13 protein-coding genes are annotated in these 16,478 nt (G+C 53.4%); all 13 read left to right on the forward strand.

All coding sequences use genetic code 11. From position 1 onward, the window contains the following. Positions 1–40 precede the first annotated feature (40 nt). The 13 genes from WBG83_RS06200 (at position 41) to hisS (ending at position 16,472) form a co-directional block, all read left to right on the forward strand. A complete protein-coding gene (locus WBG83_RS06200; RefSeq protein ID WP_336743627.1) occupies positions 41–343 on the forward strand; it encodes a post-transcriptional regulator in 303 nt (100 codons plus the stop codon). Between the two features lie 146 nt (positions 344–489). Further along, a complete protein-coding gene (gene secD / locus WBG83_RS06205) occupies positions 490–1,725 on the forward strand; it encodes a protein translocase subunit SecD (RefSeq protein WP_336743628.1) in 1,236 nt (411 codons plus the stop codon). Next, on the forward strand, positions 1,715–2,623 hold the full coding sequence (secF, locus tag WBG83_RS06210) for a protein translocase subunit SecF (RefSeq protein WP_336743629.1): 909 nt from the start codon (positions 1,715–1,717) through the stop codon (positions 2,621–2,623). Before secD ends, secF begins: the two co-directional genes overlap by 11 nt. Positions 2,624–2,683: 60 nt before the next feature. After that, positions 2,684–3,634: a cation diffusion facilitator family transporter gene (locus tag WBG83_RS06215; RefSeq protein ID WP_336743630.1), complete on the forward strand. Its 951-nt coding sequence runs from the start codon at positions 2,684–2,686 to the stop codon at positions 3,632–3,634. Positions 3,635–3,688: 54 nt separating this feature from the next. Beyond that, positions 3,689–6,088, forward strand: coding sequence for a single-stranded-DNA-specific exonuclease RecJ (recJ, locus tag WBG83_RS06220; protein WP_336743632.1), 2,400 nt, complete (start codon positions 3,689–3,691; stop codon positions 6,086–6,088). Positions 6,089–6,129: 41 nt separating this feature from the next. Beyond that, positions 6,130–6,642, forward strand: a complete 513-nt coding sequence (locus tag WBG83_RS06225) for an adenine phosphoribosyltransferase (RefSeq protein WP_336743633.1) — start codon at positions 6,130–6,132, stop codon at positions 6,640–6,642. Positions 6,643–6,830: 188 nt separating this feature from the next. After that, positions 6,831–9,014 carry a RelA/SpoT family protein gene (locus WBG83_RS06230; protein WP_336743635.1) on the forward strand — a complete coding sequence of 728 codons (2,184 nt, stop codon included), beginning with the start codon at positions 6,831–6,833 and terminating at the stop codon, positions 9,012–9,014. Positions 9,015–9,174: 160 nt separating this feature from the next. Next, positions 9,175–9,615 (forward strand): D-aminoacyl-tRNA deacylase, encoded by a 441-nt coding sequence (gene dtd, locus WBG83_RS06235; RefSeq protein WP_336743637.1) that lies wholly within the window; start codon positions 9,175–9,177, stop codon positions 9,613–9,615. Positions 9,616–9,793: 178 nt separating this feature from the next. After that, positions 9,794–9,970: a hypothetical protein gene (locus WBG83_RS06240; protein ID WP_336743639.1), complete on the forward strand. Its 177-nt coding sequence runs from the start codon at positions 9,794–9,796 to the stop codon at positions 9,968–9,970. A 49-nt stretch (positions 9,971–10,019) separates the two neighbouring features. Then, positions 10,020–11,582 (forward strand): coproporphyrinogen III oxidase, encoded by a 1,563-nt coding sequence (locus WBG83_RS06245; protein ID WP_336743641.1) that lies wholly within the window; start codon positions 10,020–10,022, stop codon positions 11,580–11,582. Between the two features lie 62 nt (positions 11,583–11,644). Next, positions 11,645–13,627: an FAD-dependent oxidoreductase gene (locus WBG83_RS06250; RefSeq protein ID WP_336743643.1), complete on the forward strand. Its 1,983-nt coding sequence runs from the start codon at positions 11,645–11,647 to the stop codon at positions 13,625–13,627. A 406-nt stretch (positions 13,628–14,033) separates the two neighbouring features. After that, a complete protein-coding gene (locus WBG83_RS06255; protein ID WP_336743645.1) occupies positions 14,034–14,699 on the forward strand; it encodes a tetratricopeptide repeat protein in 666 nt (221 codons plus the stop codon). Between the two features lie 516 nt (positions 14,700–15,215). After that, a complete protein-coding gene (hisS, locus tag WBG83_RS06260; protein ID WP_336743647.1) occupies positions 15,216–16,472 on the forward strand; it encodes a histidine--tRNA ligase in 1,257 nt (418 codons plus the stop codon). The last annotated feature ends 6 nt before the right edge of the window (positions 16,473–16,478 follow it).

The following is a 16,478-nucleotide window of genomic DNA, read 5'->3' on the forward strand; positions in this document are numbered from 1 at the left end:
AGCGGCAATAGAGAATTGGTTAGCGTGGAGGTGTAGACACATGGACGATCAAGAGGAGAATTTGCCCGTGGCTGCGCAGTCCGAGCAGAAGGAACAGCCTTCTCCGTTATCGGAGGAGGAGATGAGCGAGGCGGTGGAACGGCTTTGCGTCAGCAAGGCGGAAGAGTTTCGGTTGATCGGCTATGAGCACGTAACCGGCCAGGAGGTTTGGGAATGCGTCAGTGACAAGTACCGCAAGCACGGGACTCCGCCGACCCATCGGATCGTCAACGACATTCTTTCGCTGAAGGCCACGCAGTTTATGAATTGGATGACAATGAGCATCTACCGGAATAATAACTAAAAAAACGACAACGGCTGAAATCCAGCCGTCTTTTTTTTGCTATCTTCGCCCGGTGGAAAGTCGGACGCAAAATTTGTGCAAATTGACTCGTATTTTGCGGCTGAGTATAATGGGAATATTGAGTATCGAAGGGAGACAGGCTCTGAATGGATGGGAAACGTGTTACACTATTTGCCCTGATTGTGGTTGTTATCTTAGCCGCAATTGGACTAACCACCCCACAGCTGGTTAAAAACGTACGGCTGGGCCTTGATTTAAGGGGAGGGTTTGAAATCCTGTATGTGGCGGAACCGATTGAAGCGGGCAAGCCTGTAACAAGAGATTCACTGCGGGAAACTGCAAAAAGCCTGGAGAAGCGCGCGAACTCTTCCGGCGCGGAAGAGCCGGAGGTTACACCGGAGGGTGAAGATCGTATCCGGGCTCGTATTGCGGGTGTAACGGACCCGGACAAGGTTCGTGAAATTTTGAAAAAACCGGCCGAGCTGACATTCCGTGGCCCGGATGGGACAAAGGAAATGGTTGGGAGCGATTTCAAAGAAGGCGCGGCGCAGGTCAGCTTTGACCCGCAAACGAATACGCCTGTCATTAACATTGAAGTAAATGACAAGGAAAAGCTGCGCGATGTGTCCCAGCGTCTGCTCAACCAGCCGCTTGCCATTTATTTGGATGAGCAGCAGCTATCCGCGCCTGTGGTGCGGGCGGTGCTGAGCGATGGCAAAGCAACCATTTCGGGCAATTACTCCTATGCCGAGGCCAATGAGCTTGCAGCAACAATCAATCTGGGCGCCCTGCCGCTTAAGCTGACAGAGAAATATACCCAGTCCGTCGGCGCGACGCTTGGCTTGAAGTCACTGGAGGAGACTGTAAAAGCGGGCATTATCGGGTCGATCCTGATATTGCTGTTTATGATTGTCGTATATCGTGTGCCGGGAGTTATTGCTTCTATTACGCTAATTACGTTCTCATGGATGCTGCTTGGCGTGTTCAACCTGATGAATGTGACTCTCACCTTGCCAGGTATCGCAGCCTTCGTGCTCGGGATCGGGATGGCTGTCGACGCTAACATTATTACGTATGAGCGCATCAAGGATGAGCTGCGGAGCGGCAAATCGATCACATCCTCACTTAAAGCAGGCTCTAAAAACTCGTTCCGTACCATTTTGGACGCCAACCTGACGACCATCCTGGTGTGCGCGGTGTTGTATTTCTATGGCACAGGATCAATTCAAGGGTTCGCGCTTACGCTGCTTTTCAGTATTTTGATCAGCTTCATTACGAACGTATTCTTGGCCCGCCTGCTGCTTGACCTGCTTATCCGCGGTCGCATTGTGACAAAGCCGGGTTATTTTGGAGTCAAGGAGGCCGAAATTCGTGCATTATAAATGGCAGTTTGATGTGGTCAAATACCGGAAATACGCGTTTAGCTTTTCCATTGCAATTACGATTCTCGGTATTTTGTTTTTGATGATTTTCGGCTTGAACTACGGCGTTGACTTCAAGGCGGGAACCTCGCTGGACATTACAGCGGCCCAGTCCATTGATAAAGCGAAGGCGGAGCAGATTTTCCACGATGCCGGTTATGAAGCGACCGTTACGCTTGGCGGTGACAACAACACGCGTGCCACGACACGTCTGGACCGGGTGTTGAATACCGATGAAATTAATACAATTATCAACCAGTTCAAGCAGGCTTACGGGGACAACATCGTTCATGAGGAAAACACGGTGGACCCGGGCATTGCCCGCGAGCTGGGCTTGAAGGCGATTTACGCTGTAGCGCTGTCCAGCATCGGGATTATCATTTATGTCAGTATCCGTTTTGAGTGGCGGTTTGCGATTTCGGCGGTTATTGCTTTGCTGCATGATGCTTTTATCGTGATCAGCTTGTTCTCGATTCTGAGGCTGGAGGTCAACCTTACGTTTATCGCGGCTATCCTGACCATTATCGGTTACTCACTTAACGATACGATCGTCACATTTGACCGGATTCGGGAAAACATGAGGTTCTCCAAAACGAAAACGTTTGAAGATTTATCGAAGCTTGTCAACGACAGTATTTGGCAGACAATGACTCGTTCCATCAATACGGTGTTTACGGTGTTTATTGCCACCATTTTGCTGCTTATTATGGGCAGTGAATCGATTAAGCTGTTCTCGCTGGCAATGACCTTCGGTCTCATCAGCGGGGTTTACTCCTCCACATTTATCGCAGCCCAGCTCTGGCTGTTGCTCAAACGCAATAGCTTGAAAAGAGCGTCCGCAGCTCCGGTCAAAAATTAAGACACGGTCAAGGCCTGCAGACGGTGCTTCTGGCGCCAAGTTAGATAAAGGGGTGTCCGCATGACAGAAAAACGTTTTGAGCAGGCTCAATTGGCGGCATGGACGGGAATTATCGGCAACCTGCTCTTGGCTTTGATGAAAGGCGTTGTCGGAATGATGGCAGGGAGCAAGGCGCTTATTGCGGACGCGGCCAATTCGGCCTCCGATGTTGTAGGCTCCATCGCGGTGCTGATTGGAATTCGCGCGGCGAAGCTTCCTCCGGACCGGGATCATCCATACGGTCACGGCAAAGCGGAATCGATTGCCGCCATAATTGTCTCTGTGCTGCTCATGCTGGTTGGATTGGAAATAGGCATTGCATCCATCAAAACAATTTACAACGGGGTTGATTCGGCTCCGAAATGGTACGCACTAATTGCAATCGGGATTTCTGTGGTTGTTAAGGAATTACTGTTTCAATACAACTTCAGGATGGGCAAAAAGCTTTCGAGCCAGGCACTCATCGCCAACGCATGGGATCACCGCTCGGATGTGTATTCGTCTCTGGCGGCGCTGGTCGGTATCGGCGGCGCGGTGGCGGGACAATATCTCAATATCCCTCAGCTGTATTTGCTTGACCCTGTAGCCGGAGTTATCGTGGCATTAATTGTACTTCGTATGGGCTATAAGCTTGTACGGGATTCCATTCATTCTACGATGGATCACGTGCTGCATGATGAGGATTCGGAAGAGCTGATTAAAGCGGTTCAGGATGTAAAGGGCGTCATTACCGTGGATTCGCTGCGGGCCAGAGAGCACGGCCATTATGTCATTGTAGATGCTAAAATTAGTGTTAACCCGCATATTTCCGTCATGGAAGGCCATGATATCGCCAGATCCGTAAAGTATCAGCTTATGCAGCAGTTTAGCCATGTATCGGATGTTTTCATTCATGTCAATCCGTATGACCCGGGTTTTCCTTACAAAAGCGGACCGGCTCCGCAGGCATCGGATTCGCCGGTTCTGCATTAATTTTTTAATTGTATTTTGCCATCCTGGTTATGGTGTAAATGAGGAGGCAGCCCCGTGCTTTTTTCCAAAGCCCGTTGGGACCTGCCTGCTGCGGATGAGAAGCTGGCCGCACAGCTGGCGGAGCAGCACAAGCTGGAGCCGCTGCTTGCCAAGCTTCTTGCCGTACGCGGCATTACTGACGATGAACAAATTCAAAATTTATTTAGCAGCGGACAGGGTCATTTTTATGATCCTTTTCTGCTTCATGGCATGAAAGAAGCCGTGGAGCGGATTCAGACCGCCTTGGAGCGAGGCGAAAAGATTCGCGTCTACGGCGACTATGACGCCGACGGCGTGAGCAGCACATCACTGATGCTGATGCTGCTGGAGCAGCTTGACGCCCACTATGACTATTATATTCCGCACCGGGTTTCCGAGGGCTACGGTCTGAATACAGCGGCCCTTGAGCTGGCGAAGCAGCAAGGCGTTTCGCTTATCATTACGGTGGATACGGGAATCAGTGCGGTGGAACAGATTGCGTTTGCCGCGCAAATCGGACTTGATGTTATTGTGACGGATCACCATGAGCCGCCTGAGCTGCTGCCGGATGCGCTCGCCATTATTAACCCGAAGCAGCCGCTGTGCGAATATCCCTTCAAGCAGCTGGCGGGTGTGGGTGTGGCGTTTAAGCTGGCGGAGGCCTTGCTCGGACGTTTGCCGGAGGAGCTGGCGGAGTTTGCCGCGATTGGAACAGTTGCCGACTTGATGCCGCTAGTGGATGAGAACCGTTCGATTGTCAAGCTCGGCTTGCGCCGGATGCAGGAGACCGAATACCCTGGCATTGAGGCGTTGTTCGAAGTGGCGGGCATTGACTGCGGGGAGGCGAATTCCACACATGTCGGATTTGCGCTGGCGCCGCGTATTAATGCCGCGGGCCGTCTGGAGCATGCCCGTGAAGCGGTTCAATTGCTTACAACCCCGGATCGGGATGAAGCCGGCAGGCTGGCGATAAGTCTGGATCAATTGAACAAGGAGCGGCAGCGAATTGTCGAGGAAACCACGGTTGAAGCACTGAAGCAGCTGGAAGGGGATCAGAGCCACCGGGTTCTCGTTCTTGCGGGAGAGCAGTGGAACGTGGGTGTTATCGGCATTGTCGCCTCCAAGGTTCTTGAGCGCTATTACCGCCCTACGCTCATTTTCAGCATTCACCCCGAGACAGGCATGGCCAAAGGCTCGGCCCGTTCCATTGCCGGATTTGATATGTATAAAGCGCTGACGGCCTGCAGCGATCTGCTGGATCATTTCGGCGGGCACCAGGCTGCAGCCGGGATGACCTTGCACAAGGATCAGTTGCCGCAGCTGCAGGAGCGTCTGGACCTGCTGGCTGCCGAGTGGATGAACGAGGAGGACTTCATGCCGGTTATTCAAGCGGACGCCGAATGCTTGCTGAGCGAGGTGAATGTCCATTCCATCACGCAGGCTGACGGGCTGGCTCCTTACGGCATGGGGAATCCTTCCCCGCGCTTCGTCTTTACCGGGCTGAACATTAGCGAGTCTCGTCTGCTTGGAAAAGAAAAGCAGCATCTGAAGCTTGTGCTTGCCGAAGAGGATCAGGAGGGAATGGGCGGCATTGAGGCGCTTGCTTTTGGACGCGGAAGCTTGTCGGATGTCATTTCTCCTACGGCTCGTATTGATGTGCTGGGGGAGCTTTCTATTAATGAGTGGAACGGGAAACGGAAGCCGCAAATTCTGATTCAGGACCTGCGTGTTACAGAGGTGCAGGTGTTTGATTGGCGTGGGGCGGCTAACGGCCCTGCGCGAGTAACGGCGGCCGTAGAGCATTTAAGGTCGCTTCCCCAATTCGGCGCATATCCGCTGCATATCGCGGCGTTTGGGGCGGAGCGGATGCAAGCACTGGCTTCCGCAGGGCAGCATGAAGCTGCGGCCGAGGTGGCTGCTGCTGCGGAGCAATCATCGGCGTACGATTTTTCTCAGGCAACGGATATTGCTGTTTTTTCTTTGCCGTCCGCGCTTGCCGAGTTGGAACAGATGCTGGCTTCAGCTTCCCGGGTCCAGCGTATTTATGTGCTGTGCCGTGCGGAGGATTCCGCTAACAGCCGATTTCCGTCCGCTTTGCCGGGCCGGGACAGCTTCAAAGCGGTATACGCTCTTTTACGTCAAGTCGAACAGTGGAAGCAGGAGGACCCGCGCATCATTGACGGCTGTGCCAAAAGATGCAAAATTTCGCCCGCGGCCGTCAGGTTTATCATCGATGTCTTCACGGAGCTTGGCTTTATTCAACAAGAAAAACTGCACAGCCGTGTTGTCAGCACAGGACAAGCGCCGAAACGGGATTTGGCCGAGGCTTTGCTGTACCAGCAGCTCGAGCTGCGGCTGGAAGCCGAACGCACATTAATTTATACGACCGGCCAAGAACTGGCCGACTGGTTCAAAGCGCGCCTGCGCCGTTCCTAAGGAAACGGATCGCTGCTATTATTTTAGGAGGTTTTTTTACGATGGATTTTAAAGAGCATATTCGGGTTATTCTGGATTACCCGCAGCCGGGCATCCGGTTTAAAGACATTACAACACTGCTGAACAACGGTCCGGTGTACAAGGCGGCTATCGAACAAATCGCCGAGCTGGTTAAGGATTTGCAAATCGATGTCATTGCAGGCCCGGAGGCGAGAGGCTTCGTTATCGGCGCGCCGCTGGCGTACCATCTCGGGATCGGCTTTGTGCCAATCCGCAAAAGCGGCAAGCTGCCGGGAGAAACCATTGAGGTTGATTACGATTTGGAATACGGCAAGGACAAGCTGGCGATTCACAAGGACGCCATCCTGCCCGGCCAGCGCGTGTTAATTGCAGACGACCTGCTCGCTACCGGCGGCACGATCGGCTCCTGCCAGCGTCTGGTGAAGCAGCTCGGCGGCGAGGTCGCCGGAGCGGCGTTTCTGATTGAACTGACGTATTTGGACGGCCGGGCGAAGCTGGACGGCGTACCCGTGAAGACGCTCATTCAATATTAATTTGTTCCAACGCATCTGATTTACGACAGCCCGCTTGCGAAAAAGCCCGATCTTTCGCGAAAGCGGGCTGTCCTTGTTGACGAAAGCGCTTTGGCAAAGGCATAATAGTAGAAATGAGTATCTCTTCAGGAAATTGGGGCTGCTGTCAGAAGCCCGACTGAGGATGGTGGAGGAAAGGTAAAGAAGCCATGGGTATAGAGCAGCTATTGGAAAAGGCAGCAGCATATTTGAGAGAGCAGGATTTGCATAAAATCAAAGAAGCCTATGAATTTGCCGATCAAGCTCACCATGGACAGGTGCGCAAATCCGGTGAACCATATATTTTACACCCGCTGGCAGTGGCTGATATTTTGGTCAACATGCAGATGGATGTAACGTCGGTTATCGCTGCTTTGCTTCATGATGTTGTGGAGGATACAACGGTGTCGCTTGAAACGGTGCATGCGCGGTTCGGACCGACCTGTGCGATGCTCGTGGACGGACTCACGAAGCTGGAGAAAATTAAATTCAAGTCCAAGGAAGAACAGCAGAACGAGAACTACCGCAAAATGTTTGTAGCGATGGCCCAGGACATTCGGGTAATCCTGATTAAGCTGGCGGATCGGCTGCACAACATGCGGACGCTCAAGTTTCAATCGGAAGAGGCGCAGCGCCGGATAGCGGACGAAACGCTCGAAATTTTTTGCCCGATCGCGCACCGCCTCGGGATTTCAACGATCAAATGGGAGATGGAGGACATCGCCCTTCGGTATTTGAACCCGCAGCAGTATTACCGGATTGTGAACCTGATGCAGAAAAAGCGGACGGAGCGGGAGCAGTTTATTCAAGAGGTGGTCGGCACGATTCGCAGGAAGCTGGAGGAGATGGGCATAGAGGGCGATATTTCGGGGCGTCCGAAGCACATTTACAGCATTTACAAAAAAATGGCCAGCCGCAACAAGCAATTTAATGAGATTTACGATTTGCTGGCGATTCGCGTCATTGTAGACAATATCAAGGACTGCTACGCTTCGCTCGGCATTATCCATACGCTTTGGAAGCCGATGCCGGGCCGGTTCAAGGACTATATCGCCATGCCGAAGCCGAATATGTATCAATCCCTGCATACGACCGTCATCGGGCCGAGCGGAGAGCCGCTGGAGGTACAGATCCGCACCTGGGAGATGCACCGGACCTCGGAGTTCGGGATCGCCGCTCACTGGGCCTACAAGGAAGGCAGTTCTGTGCCGAACGGCAACTTTGGGGAGAAAATTACGCTGTTCCGCGAAATTTTGGAGCTTCAGCAGGAAACAAACGATGCGGCCGAGTTCATGGAATCGCTGAAAATGGACTTCTTCTCTGATCTCGTCTTTGTTTTTACGCCAAAGGGCGAGGTGTTTGAGCTGCCGGCCGGCTCCGTTCCGCTGGATTTTGCATACCGCGTCCACACTGAGATTGGCAACCGCACGATCGGGGCCAAGGTAAACAGCCGGATAGTGCCGCTGGATCATAAGCTCAAAACCGGGGACATTGTTGAAATATTGACTTCTAAGCATTCCTATGGTCCTAGTCAGGATTGGCTCAAAATCGCGCAATCCTCTCATGCCCGCACCAAAATCCGCCAATGGTTCAAAAAAGAACGGCGAGATGAGAACGTCCAAAAGGGCCGTGATCTGATTGAGCGGGAGCTGAAGCGTCTTGCTTATGATGTGCCGGGCCTGATGAGTGACGATAAGATGCTGGAAGCTGCGAAGAAGTACAATTTCAACGACATAGAGGACATGCTGTCGGCGGTCGGCTTCGGCGGAATCACTGCGGCGCAAATTTGCACCAAATTAACAGAGAAGCTGCGGAAGGAATCGGAAGAAGCGGCGGCGAATGCACTGGAGCTGACGAATGAGGTCAAAGAGGTCAAGGTGCCTTCCAGTGAACGGAAAAGCCGCCCGACTCATGGCGTGCGCGTCAAAGGGGTGGACAATGTGCTTGTCCGCTTCGCCCGATGCTGCAATCCGGTGCCGGGCGATGACATCGTCGGCTATATTACCCGGGGACGCGGCGTATCGGTTCACCGGCTGAGCTGTACCAATATTCCGGCGGCCGACGGGGAAGAGCGGATGATTGAGGTGGAGTGGGAATCCGCGGTGGAAGCGAGCTACCATGTGGAGATTGAGATTACGGGCCATGATCGGCGTGGGCTGCTCAATGAGGTGCTTCAAGCAGTATCGGAGAGCAAAACGACCATTTCGGCGGTTTCCGGCCGTTCCGACAAAAACAAAATGGTGCTCATCCATATGACCATCTTGATACGCAACCTGGAGCATCTGCAGTCTGTGGTGGAGAAAATTAAACGCGTGAAGGACATCTATTCGGTTCAGCGTATTATGCAAACCTAATCCGGGCTTTCGTCCGCATGCTTTTTGCGCCAAACGCGCGGGAAGAAGCGGCGAACGAAACGATGGAAGCTGCAGCGGCTGAGGCTGAACGGGATGGGAACAGGCCATCCAGGCTGCGGTGCTTTTTTGCGATTGACCTGTAAGGAGGACCAGCAATACGGTGAGAGTTATTGTACAACGCTGCAAGGAAGCGCGCGTGACCGTAAACGGTGAAGTAATCGGCCAAATCGGACAAGGGCTTATGCTGCTGGTTGGTGTGACCCATGAGGATACGGAAGCGGATGCGAAGTATTTGGCGGATAAAATCGCGGGGCTGCGCATTTTCGAGGACGAGGACGGTAAAATGAACCAGTCCGTGGCGGAAACCGGCGGTGAAATATTGTCGGTTTCCCAGTTTACGCTGTATGGCGATTGCCGTAAGGGGCGCCGTCCGAACTTTATGGCTGCAGCCCGGCCGGAGCTGGCTCAGCCGCTCTACGAGCGGTTTAACGAGCTGCTGCGGGAGCACGGGCTGCATGTGGAAACAGGCTCCTTCGGCGCCATGATGGACGTGAGCCTTGTCAATTGGGGCCCTGTCACCTTACTTGTAGACAGCAACTAAAATGAAGCAGCGCCGGGCATGGAAGCAGATACTGTGCCGAGGCGGCTGCTTCTTCTTTGTGTGAGCATGAGCTTCCTGCCGCCAGCGCGCGGACGGATATTTTTTCCCCTGGCGGGTATCCTAGTAAAAAGGTTCTTTGGGAACAAATTCAGGATCGGACTAGGAGAAGATACCCTGCATGAGACAATCCGTAAGGGAACAACAGCTGCAGCAGACCGTTCACCGGTTTATGCACACCGGCCCGCAAGAGGCACTGCAAAGCGGAAGAGAAGAAAATACGCCCGGAACAGCGCCGGCAATGTCGAGTCAAAACCGGTTTTGTCAACAAAGCCGGAATTATGGTAAACTGACCTAGATTGGCTTACGGATTTTCCGCAAAGCCCGTTTGGGGAGGGTAAAAGAAATTGAACATCGTGCTGTACAAACACGGCTTTGACGATTATCAGACCGAAATCACCCATCTTCTGAAGCTGTTTTTTGAACAGGTGCATTATGTGCCGGAAGACGAAGCAGTGGAGGGGGATTTTATTTTAACTTTGCGCGTAAAAGCGGAAGCGGCCAAGCCCGGAGCGGAGCAGGAGGCCTTGGTGGAAACGGGGTTTTACGCGTTTGGCAGCGAACCGGAATCCGGCTGGGCGCACGCGGTAACCCGGCTGCTGCCGGCCCCGTCGGAGGGCTCAGACGAACGCAGGCGGCTGTTAAAACGCGTACTGCTATCAGCAATGCTGCAAACATTGCAGGAGGCGACCGGCCTGGAGCAGCCGTGGGGCACCCTGACAGGGGTTCGTCCGACCAAGCTGATGCACAATATGCTGTTGAAGCAGGGCCGGGAACGGAGCATGCAGGTGCTGCGGGACGACTACCTGCTGAAGGAGGACAAGGTGCGGCTGCTGACGGACGTTGCCGAGCGGCAGCTGCGCGTTATCCCGGATTTATTCCGGCTGGACCGGGAAGTAAGCATTTATATCGGCATTCCGTTCTGCCCGACCAAGTGTGCTTATTGCACGTTCCCGGCTTACGACATCCGCGGCAATAACGGGTCGGTAGAGGCCTTTTTGGAAGGGCTTCATTATGAAATTCGGGCTATGGGCGAGTGGATGCGGAGCAACGGGATGGGCATTACGACCATTTATTGGGGCGGAGGGACCCCCACGAGCATCACCGCAGAGCAGATGGATGCGCTGTTTGTGACCATGCACGAGTATTTCCCGGCGATGGATCGGGTCCGGGAGCTGACCGTGGAGGCCGGACGCCCGGATACGATCACCGAGGACAAAATCCGCGTCATGCAGAAATGGAACGTAGACCGCATCAGCATTAATCCCCAGAGCTTCACACAGCAAACGCTGGATGCGATTGGACGGCACCATACCGTGGAAGAGACGATCGAGAAGTTCAAGCTGGCCCGGAGTATGGGCTTGAACAATATCAACATGGACCTCATCATCGGTTTGCCGAATGAAGGCATGAAGGAATTTGAGCATACCCTGGCTGAAACGGAAAAACTGCTGCCCGAGTCCCTGACGGTACACACCTTGTCCTTCAAGCGCGCCTCGAAAATGACCAAAAACCGGGATAGCTATGAAGTCGCGGAGCGGGACGAGGTGCAGGAGATGATGGATACGGCGATCCGGTGGACGGAAGCGCACGGATACGTGCCTTACTATCTGTACCGGCAAAAAAACATTCTCGGCAATCTTGAAAATGTCGGCTACTCTTTTGAGGGACAAGAAAGCTTGTACAATATCCTCATGATGGAGGAGCGCCAGACGATTATCGGGCTGGGCTGCGGAGCGGTCAGCAAAATTTTGTTCCCGCTGGGAGACAAGCCGGACGGGGAACCGCAGCGGCTGGAGCGTTTTCCGAATCCGAAAGAGCCGGGTGTATATAACCAAGCCTATAAGGAGTACATTGACAAAAAAATAAAGCTGCTGGATGAAGCGTACGCAGTTGAAACCATATTGTGATTTATTTCGTATAATCAATAGTTAAGGTGATTATGTAGATTATGGGAGAGAAAAGGGGAAACATGGCTAAGAAGAAAACGCTTGTCCAATTACTCGTTGTTCTTGTTGTCGCTTTAGCGGCCGGCGCTGGGGGATGGTGGCTCAGAGGCTACAGCAGCGGCCTGAAAATCGGCTTGACCAAGCCCCCGCAGCAGACGCAGCAGCAGGTGCTGACACCAGTTGAAACCACTGCAAATGTAAAAGAAGCTTACGACGTCATCGTCGTCGGAACGGACCCGGAAGGGGTGGCGGCAGCCGTATCCGCTGCACGCAACGGAATGTCCACGCTGCTCATCGACAGTCATGACCGAAGCATTCTTGGCGGCCTGATGACGGTCGGCTGGCTGAACAGCCTGGATCATAACTATGACCGGGAGAAAAAATCACTGCTGCCGGGGCAAAAAGAAGAATTGCTGAATAAAGGGATTTTCTCTGAATGGTATGACAAGGTGGAAGGCGACTCGTTTGACATCACGACTGCCGCCAATGCTTTCTACAGTCTGGTCCATCAAGAGAAAAATATCGATCTCGTGCTGAAAGCGAAGCAGATCGATCCCGTGGTTACGGCAGCAGGCGGCAGCCAGGCGAGCCGCATTGAAGGCATTAATGTCGTGACCGCTGACGGCAAAACAATGAAAATTTCCGCCAAAACCGTCATTGATGCGACACAGGATGGCGACATTGCCGCAGCCAGCGGTGTGCCGTACACGTTCGGGCGCGAGGATCTGGGCGACAAGAAATCGCGGATGGCGGTAACACTAGTGTTCCGTCTCAAGAATGTAACCCCGGAGGTTTGGCAGCAGGTCATCAAGCGGATGAATGATGACGGCGACCCGGGAACAGGAGCCAACCAGTTTAGCGCATGGGGCTACGGGGAGATGCAGAAGTATCCTGCGGTGGATAAAGAACGTGTCAAGATGCGCGGTCTGAACATTGGACGCCAGAATGATAACACCATGCTGATAAATGCGTTGCAAATATTCGGTATTGACGGAACGGATGCCGCCTCCAGGCAGAGTGCCTTTGAAATCGGCAAAAAAGAGCTTCCGCATGTAATCGATTACATGAAAAAGCTGTATCCTGAATTTGCGGGTCTGGAGCTGGATGATACCGCTCCCGAGCTGTATGTGCGCGAAACGCGGCATATTCAGGGCGAATACCGCTTGACGATGATTGACCTGCTGGAAAACCGCGATCAGTGGGACCGCATCGGCTTCGGCTCCTACCCGGTTGATATTCAGCGTATCAGCCCTGCCGATAACGGCGCGGTTGTGATGCAGCCGACCAAATACGCGGTGCCGCTGCGCAGCATTGTGCCGCTTAAGGTCGATGGCCTGCTTGTCGTGGGCAAGGCTGCAAGCTTTGATACGCTCCCGCATGGCAGCGCACGGGTAATTCCGGTCGGTATGGCTGCCGGACAAGCTGCCGGCGCCGCTGCGAAGCTTGTGCAGGAAAAGAACATGACGTTCCGCGAGCTGACCGCATCCAAGGCGGATGTGGAGCTTCTGCAGAAGCGTTTGAATGAACAAGGCATGGTGCTTGAGCCGTATACGGTCAAGCCGCAGCCGTATATGCAGCATAAAGCGTATGAAGGCTTGAAGGCTGTCGTCTCCATGGGCCTGGTTATCGGCGGATATAACAATGACTTCCAGTACGAAGAGCCTTCCAATGTGAAGCGGATGGAAAATCTGCTGAACGGCACCCGCAAGGTTCATGCGGCAACAGGCAAGCTGCCGGGTGATCCGGCTGAAGCCGGCAAAGCATTGAATCTGAGCGAGGATGCGAAAAAGACGCCGCCGCTGACGCTGGAGCAGGCAGCATTTATGATAACGACAACACTTGGCTGGAATACACCTGCCGGGCAGGCTGTCAGCGAGCTGGAGCAAAAAGGATTTTTGACCAACGCCACCGTGGACGGAATTGCAGATAAACAAAAGCTGTTGAACAGCGATACGTACATGCTGCTTAAGGATTTAACGGATGCGGTCAAAGGGCAGTCCAAGTAAAAAGCCGCGGGTGCGGGAGGTGTGCAGTTATTCAATCCTGCATTTGTAATACAACTGTAATGCACCCATCACGTCGGCTTAATGTCGGGGAGATATAATAAATTCGACCCCCTTTTTAAATATAAACTCCTTGAGGGCCTGCGCATTTCGTGCAGGCTTTTTTTCTTCAATTTCACAATTAGCTGCCCGGCCGCGGCCATGCATCCTGATTTATTGACATATCTTAAAAAATTAAAAATAACTCAGTTATGCGTTGAACCTGAACGTCAAAAGACGGAAAGGAAGCCTTTCTTGCCAGTCTTTCTTTTTGACCTATGAGATATTATATAACCCGGGCTCATGGCAATTCCTGCTATGAACAGGTATGATATACATAATGAAAACATTGGAAATTTGAGGGGGAATTATGAGTAAATTTATTCTGTTTTCACTGTTATGGTGGCTGACGGGGAATCCGTTTATTGCAATTGTCGTCTTGCTGGTTATTATATATGTGCTGGATCGGCGCTTTGTCGGGCTGACCCCTAGTATCGTCAAGCCGCTGCGGCGGGCACGCAAAATCAGACAGCTGCGGGAGGAGCTTGCTCTCAGTCCGCATCATACGTCCAACAAGCTGGAGCTGGCCAGACTGCTGATGGAGAAGAAACGGTTTGACGAAGCCGCCGGGCTGCTGGAGCAGGTGCTGCAGGTGATGGAGGACTCGGCCGATGTGCGCAGCGAGCTGGGCATATGCGAGCTTCGAAAAGGGCGTTTGGAGCAAGGAGAGGCTCTTATTGCGGAGGCCCTGGAGCTGAACCCGCGGGTGAAATACGGGGAACCCTATTTGGAGCTGGGTGAAGCGCTTGGGGGTGTCCAGCCAGAAAAAGCGATTCGCTATTTGCAAATGTTTGGCCAGGTGAATTCGTCCTCCTGCGAGGCTTATTACAAGCTGGGCAGGCTGTACAAGAAGCTGGGCCGCAATCAGGAGGCGTCCGGCGCGTTTCGCGAGGCTATCCAGCTGTACCGGGGACTGCCGAAGTACAAGCGCCGTCACGAGCGCAAATGGGCGCTGCTGGCCCGTCTGCAGGGGTGATTTGTCCGGGTGGCGCGCCGCTGCCTATAGCCGGCTGAACTCGAGCTTGACAAAACAAGGGAAAAACTTATAAAATCGTATTTAATGCGACAGGATATATGGATTTTATGATGGGACCAAGTACTTCATCCCCCCGTACCCAGAGAGAGCGGTCTATGGCTGCAAGCCGCTTTGCGAAGAATGAAGGAAAGACTTCCCGGAGAACAAAAGGTGAAATGCGGTGCGGAAGCAGGCTTATCCAACGGCCTGAATACGACGCGGCGCAAACTAGCTTTCTTGCGTAGACGGGCGTTAACCGTAGAGTGCGAATCGTGTTATTCCGATCCTCCGGCAGCTTGCCGAAGATGGTGATGCTGGCCTAGGCGTCATGGAAGGAATACGTACAGCGGTTCGAATGTGGGTGGTACCACGGGTGATTCAGTTGAACTCAATCCCTCGTCCCTGGCAGCAATACGTCAGGGGCGGGGGATTTTTTGCTATATCCTCAACATCCGCTAATAGTCAGGAGGACATTCGATGAGCTTTCAAAAGCCAAAGGGTACGCAGGACCTGCTCCCGGGCACAGTGGAGAAGTGGCAGGCGCTGGAAGACAAGGCGCGTGACATATGCCGGCGGTTTAACTATAAAGAAATCCGCACTCCGATTTTTGAGCATACCGAGCTGTTTCAGCGCGGTGTCGGCGATACGACGGACATCGTCGAGAAGGAGATGTACACCTTTACGGACAAAGGCAACCGCAGCATCAGCCTGAGGCCCGAGGGTACAGCGGGCGCTGTGCGTGCGTATGTGGAGAATAAGCTGTACGGAGATCCCGATATGGCCAAGCTGTTCTATATCGGTCCGATGTTCCGCTACGAGCAGCCCCAGGCGGGACGCTACCGCCAGTTTCACCAGTTCGGGATCGAAGCTATCGGCTCCGAGGACCCGGGAATTGATGCGGAAGTCATTGCCATGGGCTACTTGTTCTACAAGGAGCTTGGCTTGAAAAACGTGCGCGTCGAGATTAACTCGGTCGGCACTCCGGCATGCCGTCAAGCATACCGCGAGGCGCTGCAGGCGTTTTTTGCTCCGGTCAAGGACAAATTAAGTAAAGAAAGCCAGTCCCGCTTTGACCGTAACCCGATGCGGATACTGGACAGCAAGCAGGACCAAGCGTACTGTGAGGGAGCTCCATCAATTCTGGATTTTCTGGATGAGGAGTGCCGGACGCACTTTGCCAAGGTGCAGCAGCATCTGACTGCCATGGGCATCGAGTTTGTGGTCAATCCGCGGATGGTGCGCGGTCTGGATTACTATACCCACACCGCATTCGAGTACAAGGCGGAAGGGATCGGCAGCATTGATACGATTAGCGGAGGCGGACGCTACAACGGCCTCGTTTCCCAAATCGGCGGCGAGGACAAGCCCGGTGTCGGGTTCGGCATCGGACTGGAGCGCGTGCTGCTCATTCTGGATACGCAGCAGGTGGAGCTTCCGGCTGCGAAGCCGCTTGATGTATTTCTGGTTTCGCTCGGGGAGCAGGCTGATGATGAGCTGACGCGTCTGCTGTTTGAGCTCCGTTCAGAAGGGCTGCTGGCGGAGAAGGATTATCAAGGGCGCAAAATCAAAGGCCAGATGAAGGCCGCGGATCGCCTGCAGGCCCGTTACGTAGCCATTCTCGGCGACGATGAGCTGGCCCGCGGCGAGATTCAGCTGAAGGATATGGCGGGGCGAGAGCAAACGAACATACCGCTTGCCGATGTAACAGCCATACTGAAGGACAAACTAAACTAAACCAAG

This window comes from Paenibacillus sp. y28 (genome assembly GCF_037137075.1).
Classification (GTDB): domain Bacteria; phylum Bacillota; class Bacilli; order Paenibacillales; family NBRC-103111; genus JBBBNV01.

What these genes read in the sequence shown, in the direction of transcription:
- WBG83_RS06200 (WP_336743627.1), top strand. Translation starts at nt 41, where the DNA reads ATGGACGATCAAGAGGAGAATTTGCCCGTGGCTGCGCAGTCCGAGCAG.
- secD (WP_336743628.1), top strand. Translation starts at nt 490, where the DNA reads ATGGATGGGAAACGTGTTACACTATTTGCCCTGATTGTGGTTGTTATC.
- WBG83_RS06215 (WP_336743630.1), top strand. Translation starts at nt 2,684, where the DNA reads ATGACAGAAAAACGTTTTGAGCAGGCTCAATTGGCGGCATGGACGGGA.
- WBG83_RS06225 (WP_336743633.1), top strand. Translation starts at nt 6,130, where the DNA reads ATGGATTTTAAAGAGCATATTCGGGTTATTCTGGATTACCCGCAGCCG.
- WBG83_RS06230 (WP_336743635.1), top strand. Translation starts at nt 6,831, where the DNA reads ATGGGTATAGAGCAGCTATTGGAAAAGGCAGCAGCATATTTGAGAGAG.
- WBG83_RS06240 (WP_336743639.1), top strand. Translation starts at nt 9,794, where the DNA reads ATGAGACAATCCGTAAGGGAACAACAGCTGCAGCAGACCGTTCACCGG.
- WBG83_RS06250 (WP_336743643.1), top strand. Translation starts at nt 11,645, where the DNA reads ATGGCTAAGAAGAAAACGCTTGTCCAATTACTCGTTGTTCTTGTTGTC.
- WBG83_RS06255 (WP_336743645.1), top strand. Translation starts at nt 14,034, where the DNA reads ATGAGTAAATTTATTCTGTTTTCACTGTTATGGTGGCTGACGGGGAAT.
- hisS (WP_336743647.1), top strand. Translation starts at nt 15,216, where the DNA reads ATGAGCTTTCAAAAGCCAAAGGGTACGCAGGACCTGCTCCCGGGCACA.